Here is a 25,300-nt window from a genome sequence, read left to right on the forward strand (position 1 = left end):
CTTTAAGAGGCGAACAACATGTACTGTGTGCAATGTGAACAAACAATTAGAACTCCAGCTGGTAATGGCTGTGCATACGCGCAGGGTATGTGCGGTAAAACAGCAGAAACTTCTGACCTACAAGATTTATTAGTTGCTGTATTGCAAAGCTTATCTGCAAGTGCAGTCACTGCCCGCTCACTGGGTATTATTGACCATGATATTGATAGTTTTGCTCCGCGCGCATTTTTCTCTACTTTAACCAACGTCAATTTTGATTCAGAGCGTATTATCGGTTACGCCCGTGAAGCTATTTATTTACGTGATAAATTAATAAAACATTGCCAATCCGTGAATAGTGTAGTGGCTTTCAATCATCCATTAATTAATTTGCAATTAAATGGTACTGACATTCCAACCTTACAGGCACAAGCGGCTCAATTTTCATTAGATATTGATAAAGCTGAAGTCGGCGAAGACATTCACGGTTTACGTATGTTATGCCTATATGGCTTAAAAGGGGCGGCAGCCTATATGGAACACGCCCATGTTTTAGGTCAGTATGATAATGAGGTTTATGGCCAATATCATGAAATTATGGCTTGGCTTGGAACATTGCCATCGGATATGAATGAACTGCTTGATAATGCCATGGCAATTGGTCTAATGAATTTCAAGGTCATGGAAATTTTGGATACAGGTGAAACGAGCGAATTTGGTCACCCAACGCCAACGGAAGTCAACGTTCGTCCAGTCGCAGGGAAATGTATTTTAATTTCAGGTCATGACCTGAAAGACTTAAAAATGTTGTTAGAACAAACTGAAGGTACGGGTATCAATGTTTATACCCACGGCGAAATGCTGCCAGCACATGGTTACCCAGAACTGAAAAAATACCCTCATTTAGTCGGTAACTATGGTAGCGGTTGGCAAAATCAGCAAGTGGAATTTGCAAAATTCCCTGGGTCTATCTTGATGACCTCTAACTGTATTATTGACCCTGATGTCGGTGATTATAAAGACCGTATCTGGACGCGTAGTATTGTGGGTTGGCCGGGTGCAAAACATTTAGTGGGTGATGATTTTTCTGCAATGATTGCTCAAGCTCAGTCACTTGCCGGTTTCCCGTATACCGAAATCGAGCACAAAATTACGGTTGGTTTCGGTCGTCAAACACTGTTAGGTGCGGCAGACGCGGTGATTGATTTAGTTTCACAGAAAAAACTACGTCACGTATTCCTTGTTGGTGGTTGTGATGGTAGCCGTGGCGAACGTAGCTATTATACGGATTTTGCCCGTAGTGTACCTGAAGATTGCTTAATCCTTACACTCGCATGTGGTAAGTATCGTTTTAATAAATTAGATTTTGGCACATTAGAAGGGCTACCACGCTTACTGGATGTGGGCCAATGTAACGATGCATATTCTGCCATTATGCTTGCGGTGAATCTATCAGAGAAACTTGGTTGTGGTATTAATGACTTGCCATTGAGTCTGATTCTATCTTGGTTTGAGCAAAAAGCGATTGTTATCCTTTTAACATTATTAGCGTTGGGTGTGAAAAATATTTACACCGGCCCAACAGCACCTGGTTTCTTAACTGAAAACTTATTAAATGTGCTAAATGAGAAGTTTGGTATGCGTAGTATTACGACAGTTGAGCAAGATCTGGCAGAAATTTTACCTGCATGATCAATAAACCGATAGAAAAAGCTTAAAAACGATGTGAAAGATGGGGGCTGCGACCCCCTTTAAAGGAGTAGCGCGATGACCATGCCAAGCAGTTTATGTCCAAATAGAATGCAAGTTCATTCTATTATTCAAGAAACATCAGATGTCTGGACAATCAACCTTATCAATCATGATTTTTATACATATTCACCTGGTCAATATGCTTTGGTCAGCATTAAAAATAGTGATGATGTCATGCGTGCTTATACTCTTTCATCATCACCGGGGCAAAGTCGTTTTATTTCCATTACTGTCAGGCGGTTAGACGATGGTGAAGGGTCAAATTGGTTAACACGTTCGGTTAAAGAAGGTGACTATCTTTGGCTTTCTGAAGCGCAAGGGGAATTCACCTGCGCTAATCTAAAAAACACTGAGTATTTGATGTTAGCTGCTGGATGTGGTGTGACACCAATTATGTCAATGACACGTTGGCTGATGGTGAACCGCCCGAGCTCCCATGTAAAAGTACTATTCAATGTTCGCGATGATAAACAAGTTATTTTTGCCGAGGAATGGCAAAAACTCGTCCGCTTATATCCAGAGCGGTTGCAATTGTGTGTTATGGCAGAAACACCAGATAATGGCGATATTGCACAAGGACGTTTAACTGAAGAGAAATTGAAAGCGTTAGTACCAGATATTGATTCACGAATTGTGATGACGTGTGGGCCTGTGCCTTATATGAAAAATGCACAGCAATTTGCTGCTAATTTAGGCGTCCCTGCTGAACATTTTTTTATGGAGCGTTTTTCAACTGAACCAGAGGTTGTTGATAGTGAAGATATTCTTACATTAAAAATCCGTCAACGATTGGTCGACTTTAAAGTCCCTGTAGGTACTTCTTTATTATCTGCACTGGAGCAAAATAAACAGCCCGTTATTGCAGCTTGCCGAGCAGGGGTTTGTGGAAGCTGTAAAACAAAAGTGTTATCAGGTAAATACACAACAACAAGCACAATGACATTAACTGAAGCAGAAATAGCTGAGGGCTATGTTTTAGCTTGTAGTTGCCAATTACAGGGTGACACTGAAATAGCGTAAAATTATATAACATGTGCAAACTGTCTCATTAGAGTATTAATGGGACAGTATTATTTAAAATAAATCATAGTAATTATTTACAATACTCAAAATGAGAGTGCAATTAATGTTTCGGTAGTGAGCTATTTAAAAAATAAATAGATAATTTACTTAATGTATTAATCGCTGATACAGCAACCTCTTTGTTTGGGTCCTGACATAAGTCTATGATTCGTATGATGGCATCATTATATTCAATCGTTGCTTTGAAATCACCTAAAGCAGAAATGGCAGCAATTTTGATTTCATCGTTTACGCGAAATGTTAGTTTCGTTAACATTCCAACAATTACTTTATCCATAATAAAACTTTCACTGTTATATAAAATAAAAAATATTCTAAGATAATTCTTGTAATATTTAATACTAAATTGATATCTGCAATTAAATATTAACAATTTAAAAGAATGCTTTTTAATGATAATTTCGAATTAAATAATGCCTTAAGTGTATTTTCTTACTTCATTATTTGTTTGCTGGCTTATTTTTAATATAAAAAACCAACTAATGACTGATATTAGTGATTACTTGTACTCTAATAAAGCGTTTTAATTATATTAAATTGGGCTTACTCCTTTATATTGTTTTTTTTGTATTGTACGGTAAATAGAGAATTAAGTTTTGATTAATTATCGGTAAGGTTTACTAAATAATATTACAAATGATACTTTGATTTCTCAAAGGGTTGGTTATTGATAAGTAAATAAATATATTTACTTCAATTCTAATATTCATTCTTATTATTAGTTACATTTTGTTACTTTATAAAGATATATTTAATATAAACTTAAACGGAACCTAAACAATAAGTTTTCCATGCGTAAAAAAACGTAGATATAGGGTGGCAATTAATTCACCAATGGGTATAATTCGCGCCGCATCCAAAGTGCAGTATCTCGTTAGGCGAGGCTCCTATACAAACATAGGTTACTGATCTGACGACGTCGAGAGACGCCCAAGATTAGGACAGGATATATCGACCGAAGGTATATCCCCATGTAACTTCCTGCTAAGTCAGGATACGTTGTATAGTGCTAAAACCGAGACGAAGAGATAGCTTTCGCATTCTCTCATCTGGTTTCGCCCCTATGTGAGTACTGTTTGAGTAACCAACAGTAATAGGGACTAAAAAAATGACATTCACTACCCAGAACAAAGCGGGAGCAGTTGCTATTGCTCAATCCGCAATGAAAGGCGCACGCCTCAAAGACAATAACACACAGCCAGCAAAAGTTGATGATGCAACAGTCAGCGCTTATATGAGTCAATCATATTTGCCAGTATCTGTCGCAGACTCAATAGCTTGCGTGAAAAAAAATCTTATTGAACACCTTGATGGCGAGCAAATCCCAACCTATTTATTTGTTGTCGACAATGACAATTATTTAAATGGCATTCTTTCAGTTAAATCATTATTAGCTTCACCTGAAAATTTATTAGTGTCTGATATCATGCGACACAATTATTTTTCTGTTGCCCCAGAACAATCACGTCATGATGTTTATGATCTGATTAATCATAGCGGTTTAGATATGATACCTGTGGTGCAATTTGGCAAATTAATGGGTGTTTTGCGTCCGCAAGATATCGCCGAACTGATTGAAGATGAGAATACACTTGATGCGCAGCTACAAGGCGCTACCACCCCATTAGATGAGCCCTACTTAACGACAAGCCCTGTAACTTTATGGCGTAAACGTGTCGTTTGGTTGTTGATGCTATTTGTGGCCGAAGCGTATACAGGAACTGTATTAAAAGCATTTGAAGAACAACTCGAAGCCGCAATTTCGTTAGCGTTTTTCATTCCGCTGTTGATTGGTACAGGCGGTAATAGTGGAACACAAATTACATCAACATTAGTCCGTGCTATGGCACTGGGTGAGGTGAGTTTACGTAACCTTGGTACCGTACTGAAGAAAGAGGTTTCTACCTCATTTTTAGTAGCGGTGACCATCGGTGGTGCGGCATTAATTCGTGCATGGATTTTAGGTGTTGGCCACGAAGTGACTATTGTGGTTAGCTTAACCATCGTTGCCATTACAATGTGGAGTGCGATTGTTTCTTCAATCATTCCAATGGTATTGAAGAAAATGAAAGTGGACCCAGCAGTTGTTTCTGCCCCGTTCATTGCAACTTTCATTGATGGTACAGGCTTAATTATCTACTTTGAAATCGCAAAATTAGTGATGACGGAGTTTGCTTAAGCGCACACCTCAAACTTGATGCGGCAGAAAGTCTAATTTTCTGCCGCAGCGACAGAAATCCCTTCTTGTTTCAATACTTCTCCACATTTTCGGCATAAATATTGGTTTTCACCACGTAGTACTTTGTTGTGGCGGCGTATGGTTAATTCATGGGACACTTCACAGGCACAACGGTAGAGAAATGTTTTACTTTTTACTGTTGTAACCGCAAAGTTGTGCGTACGTTTCGCCGTGACTTCCAGTACGTGTTGCATCATCCATTTCCATTCTTTGCCATGAGGTGCGATACCTTTGCGGCCAAATACATGAAAAACCAACAAATGCGCTAATTCATGAGGCACAACCTCATCAATAAATTGCTCTGCATTTTCGATAAGTAAACTGGGGTTAAGGCGAATTTCCCATTCTTTTAAGTAAGCACTACCCGCAGTTGTCCCCCGTTGTTTGTAATTAACCGTTGGCTCTGAAAATGACTGTTCGAGTTTGTGTTCTGCAAGTGCGAGTTTTTCTCGCAATGTGCGCATGACTTGTTGCTGTAAAAAGAGTGGAACACGGATTGTTTTCATGGGGTAAAGGATACGTGAAGGTAATGGACATAAACAAGCAATAATTGACAGTAATTATATAAAAACATATATTGTATTTTTATATAATATTAACTAGAAATAACATATGCCCAATAATACCTCTGAACAGCAACTGTTAGCGATGAAGCAGGCCGCATCAGAAACGGCTTCATTATTGAAAACACTAGGGAATCCAGATCGCTTAATTTTATTATGCCAATTAACACAGGGTGAAGCCTGCGTTAGCGAGTTAGAAGAGCAGTTAGGAATATTACAACCGACACTCTCTCAACAATTAACAGTATTGCGTAATGAAGGCTTAGTGATGACGCGTCGAGAAGGAAAGCGCATTTACTATGCGATAGCAGATGAAAAATTATTTACGTTGCTCAATACGTTATATCAGCTTTATTGCCCTGTGAAGGAGAAATGAAATGACAATAGATTGGGCTAATTTTACGCCACTTTCTGCCGCGATTGGCGGTGTGTTGATTGGCTTAGCCGCAGCAATTTTATTAGTGTTTAACGGTCGTATTGCAGGTATCAGCGGTATTTTAGGCGGGTTATTGAAACCAGCTAAGGGGGATACTGCATGGAAATTGGCATTTATTATTGGTTTGATGAGCGCCCCAACGTTGTTTACTTGGTTGGCGTATACACCAGAAGTTAACATTGCGACCAGCACACCTATTTTAGTATTAGCTGGGTTATTTGTCGGTTTTGGCTCACGACTGGGAAGTGGCTGTACTAGCGGTCATGGGATCTGCGGTATGGCAAGGTTATCCCGTCGTTCAATTGTTGCAGTATTAGTCTTTATGATTGTTGCTTTTGCGACAGTCGCACTAGCCAACCATTATGGGATAGGGAGATAAAGCAATGCCTATTCTTATCGCATTAATTTCAGGGATACTGTTTGGTTTAGGATTGGTCATTGCCGGGATGGGAAATCCAGCAAAAATTTTGGCATTTTTAGATATTACGGGAACGTGGGATCCTTCTTTATTAATTACGATGGCAGTTGGAATGGTAATCAGTGGTATTGCTTTCTTAGGGGTTAAAAAACGCTCTGTTAGTGTACTTAATTGCCCATTGCAAATTCCTACCAATCAAACGATAGATAAAAAACTAGTCACCGGAAGTGTATTATTTGGTGTGGGGTGGGGGTTAGCGGGGATTTGCCCAGGACCTGCATTATTGTTAACAGGAATGGGATTGACACAAGGGATAATATTTACATTAGCAATGGTTGCGGGGATGGCTATCTTCCAGTTTACGCAAAAAAATTAATCGCTCATTGTGAGCAATAAAAAACCCATCATTTGATGGGTTTTTGTATGTGACTTATTGACTAAAGAGATTACAGGCCTGCAGCGGCACGCAATGCTTCAGCTTTGTCAGTTTTTTCCCAAGGGAACTGAGAACGACCAAAATGGCCATATGAAGCAGTTTGTTGGTAAATCGGGTGTAATAAATCAAGCATTTTGATTAAGCCATAAGGGCGTAAATCAAAGAATTCACGAACTAATTGAATCAATAATGACTCATCAACTTTACCTGTTCCAAAGGTTTCTACCATAATCGATGTCGGTTCTGCCACGCCGATAGCGTAAGAAACTTGGATTTCACAACGGTCAGCAAGGCCCGCGGCAACAATGTTTTTTGCCACGTAACGTGCTGCATAGGCTGCTGAACGGTCAACTTTTGACGGGTCTTTACCAGAGAATGCCCCACCACCATGGCGAGCCATACCGCCGTAAGTATCTACAATAATTTTACGGCCTGTTAAACCACAGTCACCCATAGGACCACCGATAACAAAGCGACCCGTTGGGTTAATAAAGTATTTTGTATCTTTTGATAACCATTCTGCCGGTAGGACTGGCTTGATGATTTCTTCCATCACGGCTTCATGCAGGTCTTTTTGTTGAATATCTTCAGAATGCTGAGTAGATAAAACAACAGCGTCAATACCGACAATTTTATTATTGTCATATTGGAAAGTAACCTGACTTTTTGCATCTGGGCGTAACCATGGCAATGTGCCATTTTTACGGACATCTGCTTGGCGTTGAACTAAGCGGTGTGCATAAGTAATAGGAGCAGGCATTAATACATCAGTTTCGTTGGTTGCATAACCAAACATTAGGCCTTGGTCACCAGCACCTTGTTCTGATGGGTCAACACGGTCAACACCTTGATTGATATCGGGCGACTGTTTACCAATCGCACTTAAAACGGCACATGAATTGGCATCGAAGCCCATTTCGGAACTGGTGTAGCCAATTTCGCGAACAGTTTTGCGCGTGATTTCTTCAATATCAACCCAAGCACTGGTGGTGATTTCTCCCCCGACCATTACCATACCTGTTTTGACGTAGGTTTCGCAGGCAACGCGAGCTTTCGGGTCTTGTTCCAGAATAGCATCAAGTACTGCGTCAGAGATTTGATCAGCAATTTTATCTGGATGCCCTTCTGATACAGACTCAGAAGTAAAGAGATGTGTAGCCATGAGATTAATACCTTAAGAATTCGCAAATTTATAATTGGATGTTTTAACATCTAGACGGCTATTTTAGTCCCATACAGTAAAAATTTCTACCTGTATTTATATAAAAAACGAATAGAGACATAAAACAACCATTGGTAAAGTTTTATCGCAATTTAGTCATTTTGGTTTTGCTTTTTGAGCGCAATAGATGTATAAACTGCGACCGTAACGGATGGTTGTTATTTCCCGTTATATACCAGCAGAATAATATAAAACTTCTGCTATCTATCAGGAATGTTTATAAACTTTTGAATTTCAATAAAAAATAAGGTGATATAGCTTAAATCAACAGGTCAAACTGCCAAAATAGTGCTACCACATTGAAATTTTAAAGGGGTAAACAGTTATATTGGGGGTTAATGGGTAATGATCCATAATCTACTGAATAACAGTATCCAACCGTCATATGCGGATCGCCGCGTGACTTTGGCATTTACTTTCCTGTCATTCTTTACTTCATCACGAAGTTACCGTCACATCTTTAATACACCTTCGAGGCTGAGTCATTAATCTGTCAGCTTAAGGTCGTATATTGTCACTGTTTAGAAGTTCTAAGCACTTTTTATTAAAATCTGAGTATTGCCGTTTCCCCGACATAACTGCCTTGCAGTGTTATGTCTTCACTGACATACATCAGGAAGGAGAACGCGTCACTCACCCCTCCATAAAAGGAGTTTATTATGAATGATAATATCGCTCGCAAAATGCGTCAGACGTACAACATCGCGTATTGGGGTGGTGGTTACTATCAGGTGAATGAGCGCGGAAATGTCTGTGTTTGCCCGAACCCTGAGAACCCTGACACCTTTGTTGATTTAGCTGACCTCGTTAATCAGGTTAAAGAAGAGCAGGAGCATTTACGCTTGCCTGCACTGTTTTGTTTCCCGCAAATCTTGCAGCACCGTTTACGTTCAATAAACGCAGCATTTAGACGTGCACGTGAGTCTTATGGCTATAAAGGCGATTATTTCCTGGTTTATCCAATAAAAGTTAACCAGCAACGCCGAGTCATTGAATCACTGGTTAATTCTGGGGAACCGTTAGGGCTTGAAGCGGGTTCAAAAGCTGAATTAATGGCCGTTTTAGCGAACGCAGGTAAAACACAAACCGTTATCGTCTGTAATGGATATAAAGACCGTGAATATATCCGATTAGCATTAATTGGGGAAAAATTGGGTCACAAGGTTTACCTTGTTATCGAAAAAATGTCTGAGATTGAGATGGTATTGGCAGAAGCGGAAAGCTTAAATGTCACGCCACGCTTAGGGGTTCGTGCCCGTTTGGCTTCCCAAGGCTCAGGTAAATGGCAGGCAAGTGGCGGTGAAAAATCTAAATTTGGTTTGGCTGCAACTCAAGTACTGCAATTAGTGGAAATTTTACGCAATGCTAATCGCCTAGATAGCCTGCAGTTGCTTCATTTCCATTTAGGCTCCCAGATGGCTAATATTCGTGATATCGCAACCGGTGTCCGTGAATCAGCCCGTTTTTATGTTGAATTGCATCGCCTAGGAGTCAACATTCAGTGCTTTGATGTGGGTGGTGGCCTAGGTGTTGACTATGAAGGTACTCGCTCTCAATCCGATTGCTCAGTCAACTATGGCTTAAATGAATATGCCAACAATGTCATTTGGGCGATTGGGGATGCGTGTGAAGAGTTTGATTTACCACATCCAACGGTAATTACGGAATCAGGCCGTGCGTTGACAGCGCACCATACGGTGTTAGTGTCCAATGTGATTGGGGTTGAACGTAATGAATTTACCAAAACAACACCGCCTCATGAAGATGCGCCACGTTCATTAATTTCCTTATGGGAAACGTGGGAGTCAATGCAGCACCAAGGTAATAGCCGTTCATTACGCGAATGGTTGCATGATAGCCAGTTCGACTTACAAGAAGCGCACACTCAATATGCTCATGGTGTGTTAGATTTGACCCAACGTGCATGGGCAGAAGAGTTATACCTAAATATTTGCCGCCGTATTCAACAGGATTTAGATCCAAGTAATCGTGCTCATCGTCCGATAATCGACGAACTCCAAGAGCGCATGGCTGATAAGTTTTATGTGAATTTTTCCTTATTCCAATCGCTACCAGACTCTTGGGGAATTGATCAAGTGTTCCCAGTATTACCGATTGAAGGGTTAGATAAACCATTAGACCGTCGTGCAGTACTGTTAGATATCACCTGTGACTCAGACGGTATTATTGACCATTACGTTGATGGTGATGGCGTTGAAACCACAATGCCAATGCCTGCATATGACCCAGAAAACCCACCAATGATAGGTTTCTTTATGATTGGGGCATACCAAGAAATTTTAGGTAATATGCATAATCTGTTTGGTGATACCGCAGCAATAGATGTCTGGGTTGATAGCCAAGGTAATCTGCGTTACTTGCAAAGTGAAGAGGGCGATTCTGTCGCAGATATGCTGCAATACGTCAAATTAGTCCCAGAAGTCCTATTAGAAAGCTTCACAGAGCAAGTAAAAGGGACAGGCTTGAGTGAGCAGTTACAAAAAGACTTTGTCGCTGAGTTCGAGAATGGTTTGTATGGGTATACTTATTTAGAAGACGAATAAATGCTCAATGCGCGTTATATTTCGCACCGTCGCGTTGTTGGCTGCATTTGCCAACCCTAGTCACATACTTGTGTATGCTCCTAGGGATTGGCTCATTTTGCCGTCTAGCGACAGCACGAACTATTTAGCGCATTAAGATACTGAACAGATAATAACTTTGTGCAAATAACATGATTTGTTTATTATTTATACTGTGCGAAGTTGATTTAGGTAGAACGATTCGAATCGAATATTAAAAGGGCTTGCTAACGGGCAGGCCTATTTTGAGGAACAGAAATGATAAATAGTACTTTAGGCAATCAAGTTGATAATTCACTGGTTTCTAACGCATTTGGTTTCTTACGTTTCCCGCTGAATTTTCAGCCTTATAGTTCAGATGCAGAGTGGGTGATCACCGGTGTACCCTTCGATATGGCAACTTCAGGTCGTGCAGGTAGTCGTCATGGGCCAGCCGCAATTCGCCAAGTTTCCACAAATCTTGCATGGGAAAGCCACCGCTGGCCTTGGAATTTCAAGTTAACAGACCGTTTGAATGTTGTTGACTGTGGTGATGTGGTATTTGCTTTTGGTGATGCGCAAGACATGAGTGACAAGCTGCAAGCACACACTGAAAAACTACTTGAATCAGGTAAACGTTGCTTGACCTTTGGTGGTGACCATTTCGTTACACTGCCATTGCTGCGAGCTCATGCGAAACACTTTGGTAAAATGGCCTTAGTTCATTTCGATGCACACACGGACACCTATGGCAATGGTAGCAAATTTGACCACGGAACCATGTTCTATCATGCACCAAAAGAAGGTCTGATCGACCCAAATCATTCAGTACAAATTGGTATTCGTACCGAACATGACAGCGACAATGGCTTTACTGTATTGGATGCAGGTCAGGTGAATGATCGTAGTGTGGATGATATGGTTGCGCAAATCAAAGAGATTGTTGGCGACCTACCTGTTTACTTGACTTTCGATATTGACTGCCTTGATCCAGCGTTTGCGCCGGGGACAGGAACCCCTGTTATTGGTGGTTTAACGTCAGATCGTGCATTGAAATTATTGCGTGGAATACAGTCTTTAAACATCGTGGGTATGGATTTAGTCGAAGTGGCTCCGGCTTATGACCAATCTGAAATCACGGCACTCGCCGCAGCGTCTATTGCATTAGAAATGCTGTATATCCAAGCTGCTAAAAAATAAGTTATTTATATTTTACTGTATCAAGAAGCCACCGATTGGTGGCTTTTTTATATCCACAATTTATCTATGTGATTATTATTTATACTGAAAATGAAGGAATCGCACTTTTTGTTTATTGAGTTGAGAATGATTTTTATTAACAATAATCTTGTAATTTACGTATATATGCTTTTTTCTACGGTAAAAAAAATATATTCACCATGTTAATAGTGTAATATTTTTTATAAATATTAAATGTTAGAGTAAAATCATTGCTTTGTAACTTATTGTTATTGTTGCTAACTTAATATTAAAGGTGAACTAGTCAATTTGGCTATTACTCAGTAGGAGATAAGTATGGCGTTAAATAATAAAGTTATTTTAGTTACTGGTGCAGCTCAAGGGATTGGCCGTGGTATCGCATTACGTTTAGCGAAAGAAGGGGCTGATATCGCACTGGTAGATTTGAAAAAAGACAAGCTCCAAGATGTTGCCAAAGAAATTGAAGCTTTAGGCCGTAAAGTAACAACATTTGCCGCAGATATCAGTCAACGTGACCAAGTTTTTGCTGCGGTGGCTCATGCAGAAGCTGAGTTAGGTGGTTTTGATGTAATGATTAATAACGCAGGGATTGCACAAGTTAAGCCAATCGCTGATGTTCGCCAAGAAGATATGGATTTAATCTTCAAAATCAACGTAGATGGAACCATGTGGGGAATTCAAGCTGCCAGTGAAAAATTCCAAGAACGTAAACAAAAAGGAAAAATCATCAACGCCTCCTCTATTGCAGGACATGATGGTTTTGCAATGTTAGGAGTTTACTCCGCTACAAAATTTGCGGTACGTGCATTAACTCAAGCGGCTGCAAAAGAGTATGCAAGTTCAGGTATAACTGTGAATGCTTATTGCCCAGGTATTGTTGGAACAGATATGTGGGTAGAGATTGATGAGCGCTTCTCTGAAATCACCGGTACGCCAAAAGGTGAAACCTATAAAAAATATGTCGAAGGCATCGCATTAGGTCGTGCGCAAACGCCAGATGATGTGGCTGGTTTGGTTGCATTCTTAGCGAGTGATGATTCTGACTATATTACTGGTCAATCTATTTTGACTGATGGCGGGATTGTGTACCGTTAATTCACTTATGTGAATCTAAGGTGTAAATAATAGCCGCGATGAATGACTCATCGCGGTTTTTGCTTATGCAGTGTGCTGTTGAATATCGGCTAAAATAGCTTCTGCTTGTGTCCAAAGTAGGGAGCCTCCCTCATCACTTAATAAATGATGTTGGCAATTGGGAAAACGGCTGGCTAATATTTTGCCAAAATCAGGGGAATGAACTGTGCTCATATCGAGTTCGCCATACCATAAAGAGACTGGCACGCGGGTCGTTTCAGGGGTGAATTCCCATTTCTGTAATGCAATTAATAAGTCTTGAACATAACCTTGGTTGCCTTGGGCGAAAGCACGTCGCATGCAATGGCTATATGCCTCAAGGAAATGTTCTTCATTATAGAGTTGCTGGTCTATTTCTGCGCTGCAATTAAGAATAAATGCTAATAACCACTCACCAGTGACATTTTTTAATAACCAATCAGACAGCGCTTTAGGGGTGTTAAGGGCTTGTTCTTGCATGTTCACAACATCAGCACTGAGTACCGCACGAGTTGCAGGGTATTCAAATTGGTCTTGTCCTGACACGATAGACAGTGAAATAGGTTGGCAATAGTGGGCGACGGCCATGGCAAAAACGGCGCCTTGAGAAAAACCGACAACTGAAAATTGAGTAATAGATTGTTCATCTAGTAGGGCTTGAACATCCATAGCAAAGCTTTTCAATGATTTTTCAGGGTGAAATGTTGACTCACCAAGACCCGCGCGTTCAGGAACAATTAAACGAATATTTAGTTTTTCGAGTAAATCCAAACCAAACCCTAATGAACCACTCATTCCCGCTCCAGTACAAAAAATAACAGGAAAACCTGTTTTAGGACCTGATTCGAACCAGCAAAATAGACGGCTATCAGGTAATTTCATCGTGTGTTGATTCAGGTTGGTTAGTGGAACGTTATACATGGTGAATTCCTAACACAGAGCAGGTACAGATTGGGTGATAAGATAGGTCAGTTAATAATTATTAAAACTGGCATTGTTATAGTTACAATTTTAAAGTATTAAATAGGTAAAATGCAAAATATTAGCGTAATAAACATCAATTCATTAACAAAGAGAAGAGTAAAATGGCATTTTCCGAATCAGAAAAGCAGATTTTGTTGGCCGTTAAAGGTGTCGGTCCCATGGTGATTAGCCGCTTAGAACAAATGGGTTTTAGCTCACTCGCACAACTGAGTGAAGCATCTTACGATGAAATTTTAATTTCTGGTGCTGCATTGACAGGTTCAAGTTGCTGGAAAAATAGCCCGCAAGCAAAAAAAGCGGTAGAGGGGGCTATTTTAGCGGCTAAACAGGCGGTTAGGTCACCATCTTAATTAGTTTGATTTCTGGTTTTCCATTTTTTGCTGCGCAAGATATTAAGGACTTGTACTGCCATGGAAAAGAACATCGCAAAGTAGATATAGCCTTTTGATACGTGAACTTGAACACTTTCAAGTAGTAAAGTGAAACCAACTAGAATCAAAAACGATAAGGCTAAGATTTTTACGGAGGGGTAGCGCTCAACAAAGTCGCCAATGGGTTTGGCCGCAAGCATCATAATGAGTACAGCGATGACTACCGCTGCCATCATGATAAATAAGTGGTCTGATAGCCCCACTGCGGTGATCACGGAATCTAAACTGAAGATAATGTCTAATAAAGCAATTTGCACGATAGCGCCCCAAAATGAGCTCACTTTTTTATTTGCTAGATTATTTTCACTTTCCCCTTCAATCGTATCAAAAATTTCTTGGCTTGCTTTCCAAATAAGGAAGATCCCACCTGCGCATAATATGAGATCGCGAGCGGATACAACATGGTCTGCGACAGTGAAAAGCGGCGTGGTAAGGCGTGATAACCAAGCAATCGAAGCCAATAACGCAAGGCGCATCACCATTGCCGCAATAAGGCCTGTCCGTCTGGCACTATTTTGCTGGTGGCTTGGAAGCTTGCTCACCACAATACTGAGGAAAATAATATTATCGATGCCTAGGACAATTTCTAATATGGTTAGTGTGGCGAGTGCCATCCAAGCATTGGGGTCCAGTATCCATTCAAACATCTTAGTACCTTCTAATTAACAAATTAAACAGTGATAATAATTTATCGTCTGCTTTGGTACAGGCGATGGTTAGCGACTAACTTAGATTAAAATGCCGCGCTAACAGGGGCGCGGTAAAATCTTTTTTGAGATAAAAACCACGAGGTAGCGTCATAATCGGTTGACCGAACTCACCAATCGCTTCAGTTAGTGCCTTATTGTTTGCGGCCTTAGGGCGGATCTGTAATACCTGCCCATGGCGTGCAGTGATACTTTCCACTTTGCCTAATACAATGAGGTCCATTAGCTCTTCCCAATCTTGTCTTAGTAACTGTTCTTCAAAGGGAGATGGGCTCCAGATTAACGGGTTTGCGACTCTGCGTTGTGAGAGTGGAATTTGCCTTTCCCCTTCGATAGGAAACCATAAAATGCGGGATAGTTTGCGGCGAACATGGCTATTTTCCCATGTTAAGCCACTATTCCCCGTTAATGGTGCTACAGAAACAAAGGTCGTTTCGAGTGGAGCACCATAACGGTCAATAGGAATGGTTTTTAATTCAATCCCAATATGAGCGAAATCTTGCTCTGCCTTGCTTCCCGCACTCGCACCTAAATAATATTCCAATAGCATACCAACCCAGCCTTTATCTCGTTTGAGGTCAGGAGGGATAGGGATAGCAGCATGTTGGGCGAGCTCACCAAGCGTATAGCCAGCAAGGGCTTGCGCTCGACCCATTAAGGTTGCTTCGTTATCAGGTGGCGGTGGCGCAATAAATGGCATCATGGTTTGAATATTAATGTATAAAAAGTAGCCAGTGAAAATACATAGAACTGAAGAAGTATAACACTTTTTCTTTGATGTTTTTAACTATTTGATATATAGGGATATAATGTTATTTATTCATCCAGGTCATAAATTATAACAGAGGTTATTCAAGTTCATCCCAAGATAATCACAGGATCATGCACTAGGTTATCCACAGGATTTCTGGATAACTGTGAAAAATAGAGATTACTGTGTGTATTTACAGCCTTGACTAAACGGTTTTTATGACGAATATCACAAAATATGAGTAAGTTGAGCACATATCTTGTGGATAAATACAACGTTGTTTGATCTTTGCTCAGTTAAAGTCTTAAGTATTTTAGCTAGAAAAATAGCCAGTGGATAAAACGCTTTTTTGTTATTTACTTCTTTGATTTATCAATGATTATTTGACTATTCTTTTTTTTGATAAAAAAGTGGCTTGGGGATATACCCTGATTACCATGAGGTTGTTCACATGGATATCCACAGAAAAAGTGAATAACATCCTTATTATTCATTTTATCTGTTTATAACTATCATTATTTTGCTAGGTTATCCTCAGAGGGTTTAAACCATGCAGATTTAAAATCAAACCAGCCAAAGGTATTCATCCGTACGCCGCGCATGGTTTTTTGGCCTTGTAGTTCAAGCCAATGATGAAAAATAGGGTGGAAAATTTGCGAGTCAATTAAGCTTTCACACCAGGCTTCTACATCTAATTGGTTATTACGCCATAGATTAAGTTCATCGCGGAGAGTGTTATTAAGGCATTCGCGCAGTAATGGCATTTCGTACAAGGTAGCAAAGATAGAAAATTCAAGAGGTTTAAAAAAGTTAGCTGTTGCTAACCAAATATCACTTTGCCCATTGCCATTAAACCAATCATCATAATCAATGATATTAATCTTGAGCTCCACGCCTTGTGTCTGTAACACGCGTTTCATAATTTGGCTAATCGCATAGAACTCATGGTGGTTGCGATAAAAAGTAACAGTCAGCTCAGTCAAATCTTCAGGCTTAGGGAACAAGGTTAGCATTTTACTATGATGCCAATGGAGTAATAAGCCATAAGCTGGCGCCCAATGGCGCTGATAAAACGGTTCACAATGGGCAAGTAGGTTGACAGGTGTTAAAAAGCTACATAACCATTTACGGACATCTTCACGCTGAGCAACCGGTGAGCGCTGATCCATTAAGAGGAAATAACAGCCTTCTTCCATGCGGCTTTCAAGTGAATCATTATGGTGCTTGTCACCATCCATTTTTAATGTCGTGCAAACCATTTGTTCTGAAAGTTCAGGGACCACCCAAATGGTCACTTCATCTAGCAGTGCACGATAGCCAAAATAGCGGTCGAAAGCCGTGATTGTTAGCTTTTGTGGCAAGTTTTTTTCTACTTGATAAGGGCCAGTGCCGATAGGGCAACGGCTAAAGTTTTCGAGGCTCTCCCACTCTTTCGGTAAAATAGCCGCATGATGGCTACCTAACAACCAAGGTAGCTGCTTATCAGGCTCACTTAACATGATATCAATGACATAAGGTTGCGGTGAGCTGACGGATTGTATATGTGAAAATAGCGGCCAACAGGTTTTTAAGCGTAAAAGGGAATAGATAATATCGTCGGCAACCATTTCTCGTCCATGGTGGAAATAAATAGCAGGGCGCAAATAGAAACGCCATTGGGTATCACTGATGGGCTGCCAATGGTGGGCAAGGCCATCTTCCACTTCCCCTTTTTCCTCATTTATATGGGTAAGGCCATTAAAAATTTGGCTCATCAAGTGTATTTCTGAGCGGCGCATGGGGGCACCAGGAAGAAGTGTCGGGAAATCTCGATAATAAATAATCCGTAGTAAATTCTTACCTTGTCGATAGCTGCGTTCCAGTTCAGACAATACCATTTGGCGAATGGTTTCCTTATCACCCACTAGGGCGACAAGTTTTTCAATACTTTCTTCTTTGAGTAGTTGTTCAGCCTGCGCCTGTTGTAGCTCTAAGCCATTAACATGAAAAATAAGGGTAGAGCGTTTTCCTCGACCAGACTCAGCCTGCCAACTGAGCCAACCTTGTGACTGCATGTTATTAAGTAGCGTCCGAACATGACGGCGAGAGCAAAATAGTGTATCAGCGATATCTTGCAGAGTTGTTTCACTGTCTTGGCCCTTAAAATGTTGCCAGAGACGAATGAATTGGGTTTGTAATCGCGAATTAGACATAAAAGAGGAACTCCGGCAAAAAACACATCAATTTTAATTTCCTAAAATCTCACGATAATAGAAGGCAGTAAGTAGCTCGTTTGGCCTGCATGTTGCAGGCCGACTCCCCCATTTAGAGTAATGGTGTTTATCACCGAGCCGGTTTTTACCGGCTTTTTTTTATTTTTTCGTCATATTTCGCACTGTCGCGTTGTTGGTTTCGTTCAGCTACTTGGGTCACATACTTATGTATGCTCCCCAAGATATCTTCTCTCACCGCCTAGCTACAGTGCGAACTATTTAGAAAAAATCGTTCAGTTAAAGGCAAAAATCTTATTTTGTTATTAATTATACAGGAAGATATTAACGGGGAAGTGATTTTGGATTGTAAATTTTTAATGATGGATGAATTCCGCATTTTTGGTGCGAAGTAGGCGGTTTAGTTGGATAATTAGAGCTAAAAGAGGAACTACGCCCACCAAAGTAGGCGTAGAAAAGGATTTACTGCATAAAGGATGGAATCTTGCTTTCAAAATCGGTGATCTGGTCGACATGCTGCAACGTCAAACCAATACTATCCAAGCCATTCATCATGCAGTGGCGGCGGAAGCTATCAATTTCAAAATGATAGGTTTTATCACCAGCAGTCACGGTTTGAGCTTCTAAGTCTACCGTAAACTGGCAACCTTCATGGCTATTAACATAGTTAAACAGCTCATCCACTTCAGTTTCACTTAATTTGATTGGTAATAATTGGTTGTTGAACGAGTTACCATAAAAAATATCAGCAAAGCTTGGGGCGATAACCACTTGAATACCAAAGTCAGTTAATGCCCAAGGTGCGTGCTCACGGGATGAACCGCAACCAAAGTTTTCGCGAGCTAATAAAATACTGGCCCCTTTAAAAACTGACTTATTTAAGACGAAATCAGGGTTAGGTTGTTGCCCGTTCTCATCTAAAAAGCGCCAGTCATTAAACAAGTGTTGCCCAAAACCTGTGCGAGTCACTTTTTGCAAAAACTGTTTAGGGATAATGGCATCAGTATCCACATTAGCTGCATCTAAAGGAGCGACAATCCCGACGTGTGTAATAAACTTTTCCATCATTTTCTCCTTAGATTTGAATATCACGTACATCAGCAAAATGGCCATTAATCGCTGCGGCAGCTGCCATTGCTGGGCTAACCAAGTGAGTACGACCTGCGCGACCTTGGCGGCCTTCAAAGTTACGGTTACTGGTTGATGCACAGCGTTCGCCAGGGTTTAAGCGGTCATTATTCATCGCTAAACACATAGAGCAACCCGGTAAACGCCATTCAAAACCCGCTTCAATGAAAATTTTATCTAAACCTTCTTGCTCAGCTTGGGCCTTAACAGGGCCAGATCCCGGAACAACAATAGCTTGTACGCCATTAGCCACTTTTTTACCTTTTGCAATTGCAGCAGCGGCACGTAAATCTTCAATACGTGAATTCGTACATGAACCAATAAATACTTTGTCAATTTTGACATCAGATAATTTAATGCCAGACTCTAACCCCATGTAAGCTAATGCTTTTTCAGCGGAAGCTCGTTCAACAGGGTCTGCAAATGACTCAGGAGCAGGGATCGGCTGGTTGATGGCAATCACCTGCCCAGGGTTGGTTCCCCAAGTGACTTGTGGCGCGATGCTACTTGCTTGAATAGTGATGACTTTATCAAATTGTGCATCATCATCCGTTTTTAATGTTTTCCAATAAGCAACCGCATCGTCCCATTGTTGGCCTTTAGGTGCAAATTGGCGACCTTTCATATAGGCAAAAGTGGTTTCATCCGGTGCGATAATTCCCGCTTTCGCGCCTAATTCAATTGCCATATTGCATACCGTCATGCGGCCTTCCATGCTTAAGTTTTCGATAGCTTCACCACAAAACTCAACAATATAGCCAGTACCGCCTGCGCTGCCCGTTGTACCGATAATCGCTAAAACGATATCTTTTGCGGTAATACCTGCTGGAGCTTTGCCTACGACTTCAATTTTCATTGTTTTAGCGCGTGCTTGTTTCAGCGTTTGAGTCGCCATCACGTGCTCAACCTCAGATGTTCCGATACCAAAGGCTAATGAGCCAAATGCGCCGTGTGTTGCGGTGTGGGAGTCTCCACATACAATGGTCATACCGGGTAAAGTAATACCTTGCTCAGGCCCCATCACATGGACAATACCTTGGTATGGGTGATTCAAATCATATAAAGTTACGCCAAACTCTTTACAGTTTTTCATCAACTCTTGCATTTGAATACGAGCCATATCGCCACACGCATTAATATCTTTGGTTTGCGTTGATACATTGTGATCCATTGTGGCAAAAGTTTTTCTTGGTTGATGTAAAGGACGTTTCTTAGTTCTCAAACCATCAAACGCTTGAGGTGATGTCACTTCATGTACCAAATGGCGATCGATATAAATCAAAGGGATTTCATTTTCGACCTCACGGACAACGTGGGCATCATACAATTTTTGATATAAAGTCTTGGCCATGTTAAACCCCTTCTGCAATATAACGAGCAATAATATCGCCCATTTCACTGGTACTTATTGACTGACCTGCACCCGCTAAGTCGGATGTTCTATAACCTTCTTCTAAGGCTTTATTGACCGCACGTTCGATTGCATCTGCTGCATCGGCTTGGTCTAAGCTAAATCTTAACAACATGGAAGCAGATAAAATTTGTGCAATTGGGTTGGCAATATTTTTTCCAGCAATATCTGGTGCAGAGCCTCCCGCAGGTTCATACAAACCAAATCCAGCTTCATTTAAGCTCGCAGAAGGTAACATGCCCATGGAACCGGTGATCATTGCACATTCATCAGAAATGATATCGCCGAACAAGTTAGAACATAACACCACATCAAACTGAGATGGGGCTTTGATCATTTGCATGGCTGCGTTATCGATATACATATGGCTGACTTCAACATCTGGATATTCTTTTGCGATTTGATTAACCACTTCACGCCATAAGACCGAGCTTTGTAACACGTTTGCTTTGTCGATTGATGTGACTTTGTTATTACGTTTGCGGGCTGATTCAAAAGCAATACGTGCGATACGCTCGATTTCATAGCGGTGATAAACTTCAGTATCAAATGCGTATTCTTCTTGGCCTTCACCTTTGCGGCCTTTTGGTTGACCGAAGTAAATCCCACCTGTTAATTCACGCACACAAAGAATATCAAAGCCTTGAGCTGCGATGTCTGCACGTAATGGGCAGAATGCTTCTAATGCTTGATATAAGCGAGCAGGGCGTAAATTACTGAATAATTTAAAATGCTTACGTAAAGGCAATAATGCACCACGTTCAGGCTGGCTATCAGGTGGCAAGTGTTCCCATTTCGGCCCACCGACAGAACCAAATAAGACAGCGTCAGCTTCCTCACAACCTTTTACTGTGGCCTGTGGTAATGGCTCACCGTGCTTGTCGATTGCCGCACCGCCAACATCATATTCAGTGGTGTTGATTGTTATTGCAAAACGTTTGCTGATAGCAGCTAAAACTTTGTGAGCTTGCGCCATCACTTCTGGACCGATGCCATCTCCCGGTAATACGGCAATTTTATAACTAGACATTGTTAAACAGCTTCCTTTGTGTTTGATTGTGATTCTTGATTTATTTTTTGTTTTTCTTTTTCAACTTGCTCTGAGCGCCAAATGCTATTCAACACATGCACCATGGCTTTTGCTGAAGATTCAACGATATCTGTCGCTAACCCCATCCCGTGGAACTTACGGTTATGGCATTCAACCACGATATCCACTTGGCCTAATGCATTTTCACCGTGGCCTTTAGCTGACAACTGATAAGAGACTAACTTCATAGGGAATTGTGTAATGTTGCTGATAGCTTGGTAAATCGCATCAACGGGGCCATTACCGGTTGCAGCTTCAGATTTCACTTCATCACCACACTGCATTTTGACTGTTGCTGTCGCAACAATACTAGAGCCTGATTGCGTACTGAAATAGTCCATGACGAAGTGGTCAGTTTCATCTTGTTGTTTAGTAAAGAAAGCCAAGGCTTCTAAGTCATAGTCAAACACTTGACCTTTTTTATCGGCTAAATTCAAAAATGCAGTATATAATTCATCCAATTTGAAGTCTTTACCTTCGTGATACCCCATTTCCTCCATACGGTGCTTAACAGCGGCACGGCCTGAGCGTGAGGTTAAATTCAGTTGTTGTTCTTTTAAGCCAATGGACTCAGGCGTCATGATTTCATAGGTTTCGCGGTTTTTCAGTACGCCATCTTGGTGAATTCCTGATGAGTGAGCAAATGCGTTGCTGCCGACAACCGCTTTATTCGCTGGAATTGGTGTATTACATAATTGGCTAACTAATTGGCTGGTCCGGTAAATTTCTTTGTGATTAATATTGGTATGCACATTTAACATTTGCTCGCGCAATTTAATTGCCATAATCACTTCTTCTAATGCCGTGTTGCCAGCGCGTTCACCTAAGCCATTAATTGTCCCTTCTACTTGGCGGGCACCGGCTTGCACGGCACTGATTGAGTTAGCAACCGACATCCCTAAATCATCATGGCAATGAACAGAAATAACGGCTTTATCGATATTTGGTACACGGTTATACAAATCAGTGATAATTCCACCAAATTGGTAAGGCGTTGTATAACCTACAGTATCTGGGATATTAATGGTGGTGGCTCCCGCATTTATAGCCGTTTCTACAATGCGGCACAAATTGTCAGGGTCAGTACGGCCAGCGTCTTCACAGGAGAATTCAACGTCGTCGGTATAGCGTCTAGCGCGCTTGATGGAATTGATTGCCATATCCATTACGCCATCAAAGGATTTATTTAATTTTTTCTCCATATGCAAATTGGAGGTGGCTAAGAAAATATGGATACGAAAGGCTTCGGCAACCTTTAATGACTCGGCTGCAACATCAATATCATTTTCAATACAACGTGCTAATGCACAAATTCGGCTATTTTTGATTTCTCTGGCAATGGTTTGAACGGACTCGAAGTCACCTGGTGAAGAGACTGGGAAACCGGCTTCAATGATATCAACGCCTAAACGTTCTAACGCAAAGGCGATTTGTAATTTTTCTTTGACTGATAAACTAGCCTGTAATGCCTGCTCACCGTCGCGTAAGGTGGTATCAAAGATAATGACTTGGTTGCTCATATTATGTTCCTCATATCGAATTTTGTTTTTACTGAGTGTTATGTTCTTCCAAAGCCGCAGGCATAAAAAAACCCGCGGTTGCGCGGGTTCTTAATGTTTGTGGACAGTTTGTTTCTATTTTTCGTCCATAAGCATACCGCGCAAATTTAATGCGAGTAGTAGTAGGCTTAGTAGGCGAATAGAAAATGTCATTGCAACCGTCTCTCTTGAGTATCTTAATTAAACTGTATTTATTGATACGTTATCTTAAAGTTAATGTCAATCATAGATTTTTAGCATATTTTTACCAATCATGAATTATGGCTTTTAGTTGGTGGTTGTTGCTATTTTTTTGGTGTAACCCTTCTGTTTTGTCTGGATTTTTATGTAATTATAAGGGTAAAATTCTTCAATCAGGCATTGCCTAAGTATTGAGTGAGTTTAATATGTTGAATTTTATGATGTTTTTCTGTTTTCCTATGAGTTGAAGTTCAACGCAAGGAACGAATCACCTACACCAATGCTTTTTAATTAAGTTAATTATCTAATAAATGAGTATTTAAAAAATAATCTGATAATGAGGATATTTATTGATTCTAAATACGATTTATTATGATTTCTTGCAAAAATTGCTTTATTATTTTTACGGTGAGTGATTGCAAGTCTAATTAGTAGTTATCACTCATTATTTTGATGAATATTTACGTTTTATGATGATATTTATACTGCAAGTTTAATTAATAGGTTAAGTAATATAAACGTCGTTTTAATAAATGCAGGGAAAGCGAAATAGCTTATTATCTATAAGTTGTTTTAAGAATAATATTTAATGAATTTATATATTCGTCGGTTTCTTTAGATGAATGACTCTTTTCGTTAATGAAAAATGATAAATATATTAGTGGAGTAAAAAATGACTGATTTTGATACAATTTCAACAGCTAAAAAAGATAGTAGCGATATTCATTTACGTAATGTTGATCTTAACCTATTAACGGTTTTTGACGTGGTTATGCAGATGCAAAATGTGACAAAAGCTGCGCAAGTTCTAGGGATGTCTCAGCCTGCAGTAAGTAATGCGGTTTCACGTTTAAAATCAATGTTTAATGACGAGTTATTTGTGCGGTATGGGCGTGGTATTCAGCCGACATCGCGTGCTAAACAATTATTTGGGCCTATTAGGCAAGCATTACAATTAGTTCATAATGAATTACCTAGCGCAGGTTTTAACCCACAAAATAGTGATCGGGTATTTAATTTATCTATCTGTTCACCGTTAGATATTCGCCTGGCTGCTATTATTGTCGAAAAATTTAAGGTAGTTTCGCCTAATATTAATATAATCATTCATTCTTTTATGGGTGATAAAATTGCTCATCAATTAAAATACCAAGAAATGGATTTCTTCCTTGGCTATAATCAATTAGAAAAGACGGAATTTCAGCATCAGGTTTTATTTGATGACGAATTGGTGTTAGTGGTGGCAAATCATCATCCACGTATTGGTAATTCAATTTCTGAAACTGAACTAAATAATGAACGCCACGCTATTATGTCAATGGATAACATGGGGTCATTTAGTAAACCTTATTATAATAATACTGAGTTATCGCATACGGTTAGTTATCAAGGGACTGACTTAAATAGTGTATTGAGTATTGTTGCTCAAACTGATCTCGTGGCTATTGTGCCAAAATGGTTAGTTAATCATCACTTTGGGCAACTTAAATTACGTACGTTAACGTTACCTTGGCTTAAGGATACACTGCCTTGTTACTTAACTTGGCATGAATCAACGGTTAGGGATAAAGGCCATCAATGGATGAAGTCTCAATTCAATCAATTGATTGAGGAACTCTCTGAACAGCCTGTTGCGGCATAACACGCCTATTTAAAATATTAGAGGTTGTAGGCTATCTCGAACTGATGAGAAAGAAATAGCTCATTTTGTTAAGGGACAATAACAAATGAAATTGTCCCTTAAGTCCAACAACCTCTATATTTCTGCAAACGTGCTTATAACAAAATCCACATGCCAACAAGCTGATTAACTCATTATATTAGGT

At 40.3% G+C, this 25,300-nt stretch carries 22 protein-coding genes and 1 riboswitch; of the genes, 11 read left to right on the forward strand and 11 right to left on the reverse strand.

Annotated features, from left to right (window positions below):
• Positions 1-18: 18 nt before the first annotated feature.
• Complete coding sequence (hcp, locus tag PZ638_RS05935; RefSeq protein WP_272674064.1) at positions 19-1,671, forward strand: hydroxylamine reductase; 1,653 nt, start codon at positions 19-21, stop codon at positions 1,669-1,671.
• 75 nt (positions 1,672-1,746) lie between these two features.
• Positions 1,747-2,751, forward strand: coding sequence for an NADH oxidoreductase (gene hcr / locus PZ638_RS05940; RefSeq protein ID WP_036958472.1), 1,005 nt, complete (start codon positions 1,747-1,749; stop codon positions 2,749-2,751).
• Positions 2,752-2,854: 103 nt separating this feature from the next.
• Here hcr and PZ638_RS05945 read toward each other — a convergent pair whose 3' ends face one another.
• Positions 2,855-3,091, reverse strand: a complete 237-nt coding sequence (locus PZ638_RS05945) for a HEAT repeat domain-containing protein (RefSeq protein WP_047756882.1) — start codon at positions 3,089-3,091, stop codon at positions 2,855-2,857.
• 586 nt (positions 3,092-3,677) lie between these two features.
• Positions 3,678-3,849: riboswitch (M-box (ykoK) riboswitch) on the forward strand.
• Positions 3,850-3,922: 73 nt separating this feature from the next.
• Here PZ638_RS05945 and PZ638_RS05950 point away from each other — a divergent pair.
• Positions 3,923-4,993, forward strand: a complete 1,071-nt coding sequence (locus PZ638_RS05950; RefSeq protein WP_004262087.1) for a magnesium transporter — start codon at positions 3,923-3,925, stop codon at positions 4,991-4,993.
• Positions 4,994-5,025: 32 nt separating this feature from the next.
• Here PZ638_RS05950 and PZ638_RS05955 read toward each other — a convergent pair whose 3' ends face one another.
• A complete protein-coding gene (locus PZ638_RS05955; RefSeq protein ID WP_272674066.1) occupies positions 5,026-5,559 on the reverse strand; it encodes a SprT family zinc-dependent metalloprotease in 534 nt (177 codons plus the stop codon).
• A gap of 106 nt (positions 5,560-5,665) precedes the next feature.
• On the opposite strand from PZ638_RS05955, the gene PZ638_RS05960 reads away from it, so the two are divergent.
• The 3 genes from PZ638_RS05960 to PZ638_RS05970 are packed head-to-tail and all read left to right on the forward strand — an operon-like array spanning position 5,666 to position 6,846.
• Positions 5,666-5,992 carry an ArsR/SmtB family transcription factor gene (locus tag PZ638_RS05960; RefSeq protein WP_004262083.1) on the forward strand — a complete coding sequence of 109 codons (327 nt, stop codon included), beginning with the start codon at positions 5,666-5,668 and terminating at the stop codon, positions 5,990-5,992.
• Between the two features lies 1 nt (position 5,993).
• Positions 5,994-6,431 (forward strand): YeeE/YedE family protein, encoded by a 438-nt coding sequence (locus PZ638_RS05965; RefSeq protein WP_144140750.1) that lies wholly within the window; start codon positions 5,994-5,996, stop codon positions 6,429-6,431.
• 4 nt (positions 6,432-6,435) lie between these two features.
• Positions 6,436-6,846 carry a DUF6691 family protein gene (locus PZ638_RS05970; protein ID WP_004262080.1) on the forward strand — a complete coding sequence of 137 codons (411 nt, stop codon included), beginning with the start codon at positions 6,436-6,438 and terminating at the stop codon, positions 6,844-6,846.
• Positions 6,847-6,916: 70 nt separating this feature from the next.
• On the opposite strand, the gene metK is transcribed toward PZ638_RS05970, so the two are convergent.
• Positions 6,917-8,068, reverse strand: a complete 1,152-nt coding sequence (gene metK, locus PZ638_RS05975) for a methionine adenosyltransferase (protein ID WP_004262078.1) — start codon at positions 8,066-8,068, stop codon at positions 6,917-6,919.
• Positions 8,069-8,787: 719 nt separating this feature from the next.
• Here metK and speA point away from each other — a divergent pair.
• The 3 genes from speA (at position 8,788) to PZ638_RS05990 (ending at position 13,005) form a co-directional block, all read left to right on the forward strand.
• A complete protein-coding gene (gene speA, locus PZ638_RS05980) occupies positions 8,788-10,692 on the forward strand; it encodes a biosynthetic arginine decarboxylase (protein ID WP_112307307.1) in 1,905 nt (634 codons plus the stop codon).
• A gap of 276 nt (positions 10,693-10,968) precedes the next feature.
• The gene (gene speB, locus PZ638_RS05985; protein ID WP_094961355.1) at positions 10,969-11,889 is read left to right on the forward strand and encodes an agmatinase; all 921 of its coding nucleotides are present in this window, start codon (positions 10,969-10,971) and stop codon (positions 11,887-11,889) included.
• 336 nt (positions 11,890-12,225) lie between these two features.
• Positions 12,226-13,005 (forward strand): acetoin reductase, encoded by a 780-nt coding sequence (locus PZ638_RS05990; protein WP_004262072.1) that lies wholly within the window; start codon positions 12,226-12,228, stop codon positions 13,003-13,005.
• A 63-nt stretch (positions 13,006-13,068) separates the two neighbouring features.
• Here the strand turns inward: PZ638_RS05990 and PZ638_RS05995 are convergent, their stop codons facing one another.
• Positions 13,069-13,944, reverse strand: a complete 876-nt coding sequence (locus PZ638_RS05995) for an alpha/beta fold hydrolase (RefSeq protein WP_094961356.1) — start codon at positions 13,942-13,944, stop codon at positions 13,069-13,071.
• 164 nt (positions 13,945-14,108) lie between these two features.
• On the opposite strand from PZ638_RS05995, the gene PZ638_RS06000 reads away from it, so the two are divergent.
• The gene (locus tag PZ638_RS06000; protein WP_004262067.1) at positions 14,109-14,357 is read left to right on the forward strand and encodes a hypothetical protein; all 249 of its coding nucleotides are present in this window, start codon (positions 14,109-14,111) and stop codon (positions 14,355-14,357) included.
• Here PZ638_RS06000 and PZ638_RS06005 read toward each other — a convergent pair.
• The 7 genes from PZ638_RS06005 to leuA form a co-directional block, all read right to left on the reverse strand.
• The gene (locus PZ638_RS06005; RefSeq protein WP_004262066.1) at positions 14,354-15,085 is read right to left on the reverse strand and encodes a TerC family protein; all 732 of its coding nucleotides are present in this window, start codon (positions 15,083-15,085) and stop codon (positions 14,354-14,356) included. The two genes, PZ638_RS06000 and PZ638_RS06005, sit on opposite strands and share 4 nt — an antisense overlap.
• Before the next feature lie 76 nt (positions 15,086-15,161).
• Positions 15,162-15,845 carry a DNA mismatch repair endonuclease MutH gene (gene mutH / locus PZ638_RS06010; RefSeq protein WP_036958529.1) on the reverse strand — a complete coding sequence of 228 codons (684 nt, stop codon included), beginning with the start codon at positions 15,843-15,845 and terminating at the stop codon, positions 15,162-15,164.
• 566 nt (positions 15,846-16,411) lie between these two features.
• A complete protein-coding gene (gene sgrR / locus PZ638_RS06015) occupies positions 16,412-18,088 on the reverse strand; it encodes an HTH-type transcriptional regulator SgrR (protein ID WP_272674068.1) in 1,677 nt (558 codons plus the stop codon).
• A 480-nt stretch (positions 18,089-18,568) separates the two neighbouring features.
• Positions 18,569-19,174 carry a 3-isopropylmalate dehydratase small subunit gene (leuD, locus tag PZ638_RS06020; protein ID WP_164455285.1) on the reverse strand — a complete coding sequence of 202 codons (606 nt, stop codon included), beginning with the start codon at positions 19,172-19,174 and terminating at the stop codon, positions 18,569-18,571.
• A 7-nt stretch (positions 19,175-19,181) separates the two neighbouring features.
• Positions 19,182-20,585 carry a 3-isopropylmalate dehydratase large subunit gene (gene leuC / locus PZ638_RS06025; protein ID WP_144140746.1) on the reverse strand — a complete coding sequence of 468 codons (1,404 nt, stop codon included), beginning with the start codon at positions 20,583-20,585 and terminating at the stop codon, positions 19,182-19,184.
• Between the two features lies 1 nt (position 20,586).
• Positions 20,587-21,675 carry a 3-isopropylmalate dehydrogenase gene (gene leuB / locus PZ638_RS06030; protein WP_181488268.1) on the reverse strand — a complete coding sequence of 363 codons (1,089 nt, stop codon included), beginning with the start codon at positions 21,673-21,675 and terminating at the stop codon, positions 20,587-20,589.
• Positions 21,676-21,677: 2 nt separating this feature from the next.
• Entirely contained in the window at positions 21,678-23,255 is a 1,578-nt protein-coding gene (leuA, locus tag PZ638_RS06035) for a 2-isopropylmalate synthase (RefSeq protein ID WP_004262054.1), read from the reverse strand.
• A gap of 892 nt (positions 23,256-24,147) precedes the next feature.
• Between leuA and leuO the strand changes: the two genes are divergently transcribed.
• Positions 24,148-25,116, forward strand: coding sequence for a transcriptional regulator LeuO (gene leuO / locus PZ638_RS06040; protein WP_140171045.1), 969 nt, complete (start codon positions 24,148-24,150; stop codon positions 25,114-25,116).
• Positions 25,117-25,300 lie beyond the last annotated feature (184 nt).

Origin of the sequence: Providencia hangzhouensis (genome assembly GCF_029193595.2) — a bacterium.
GTDB lineage: Bacteria > Pseudomonadota > Gammaproteobacteria > Enterobacterales > Enterobacteriaceae > Providencia > Providencia hangzhouensis.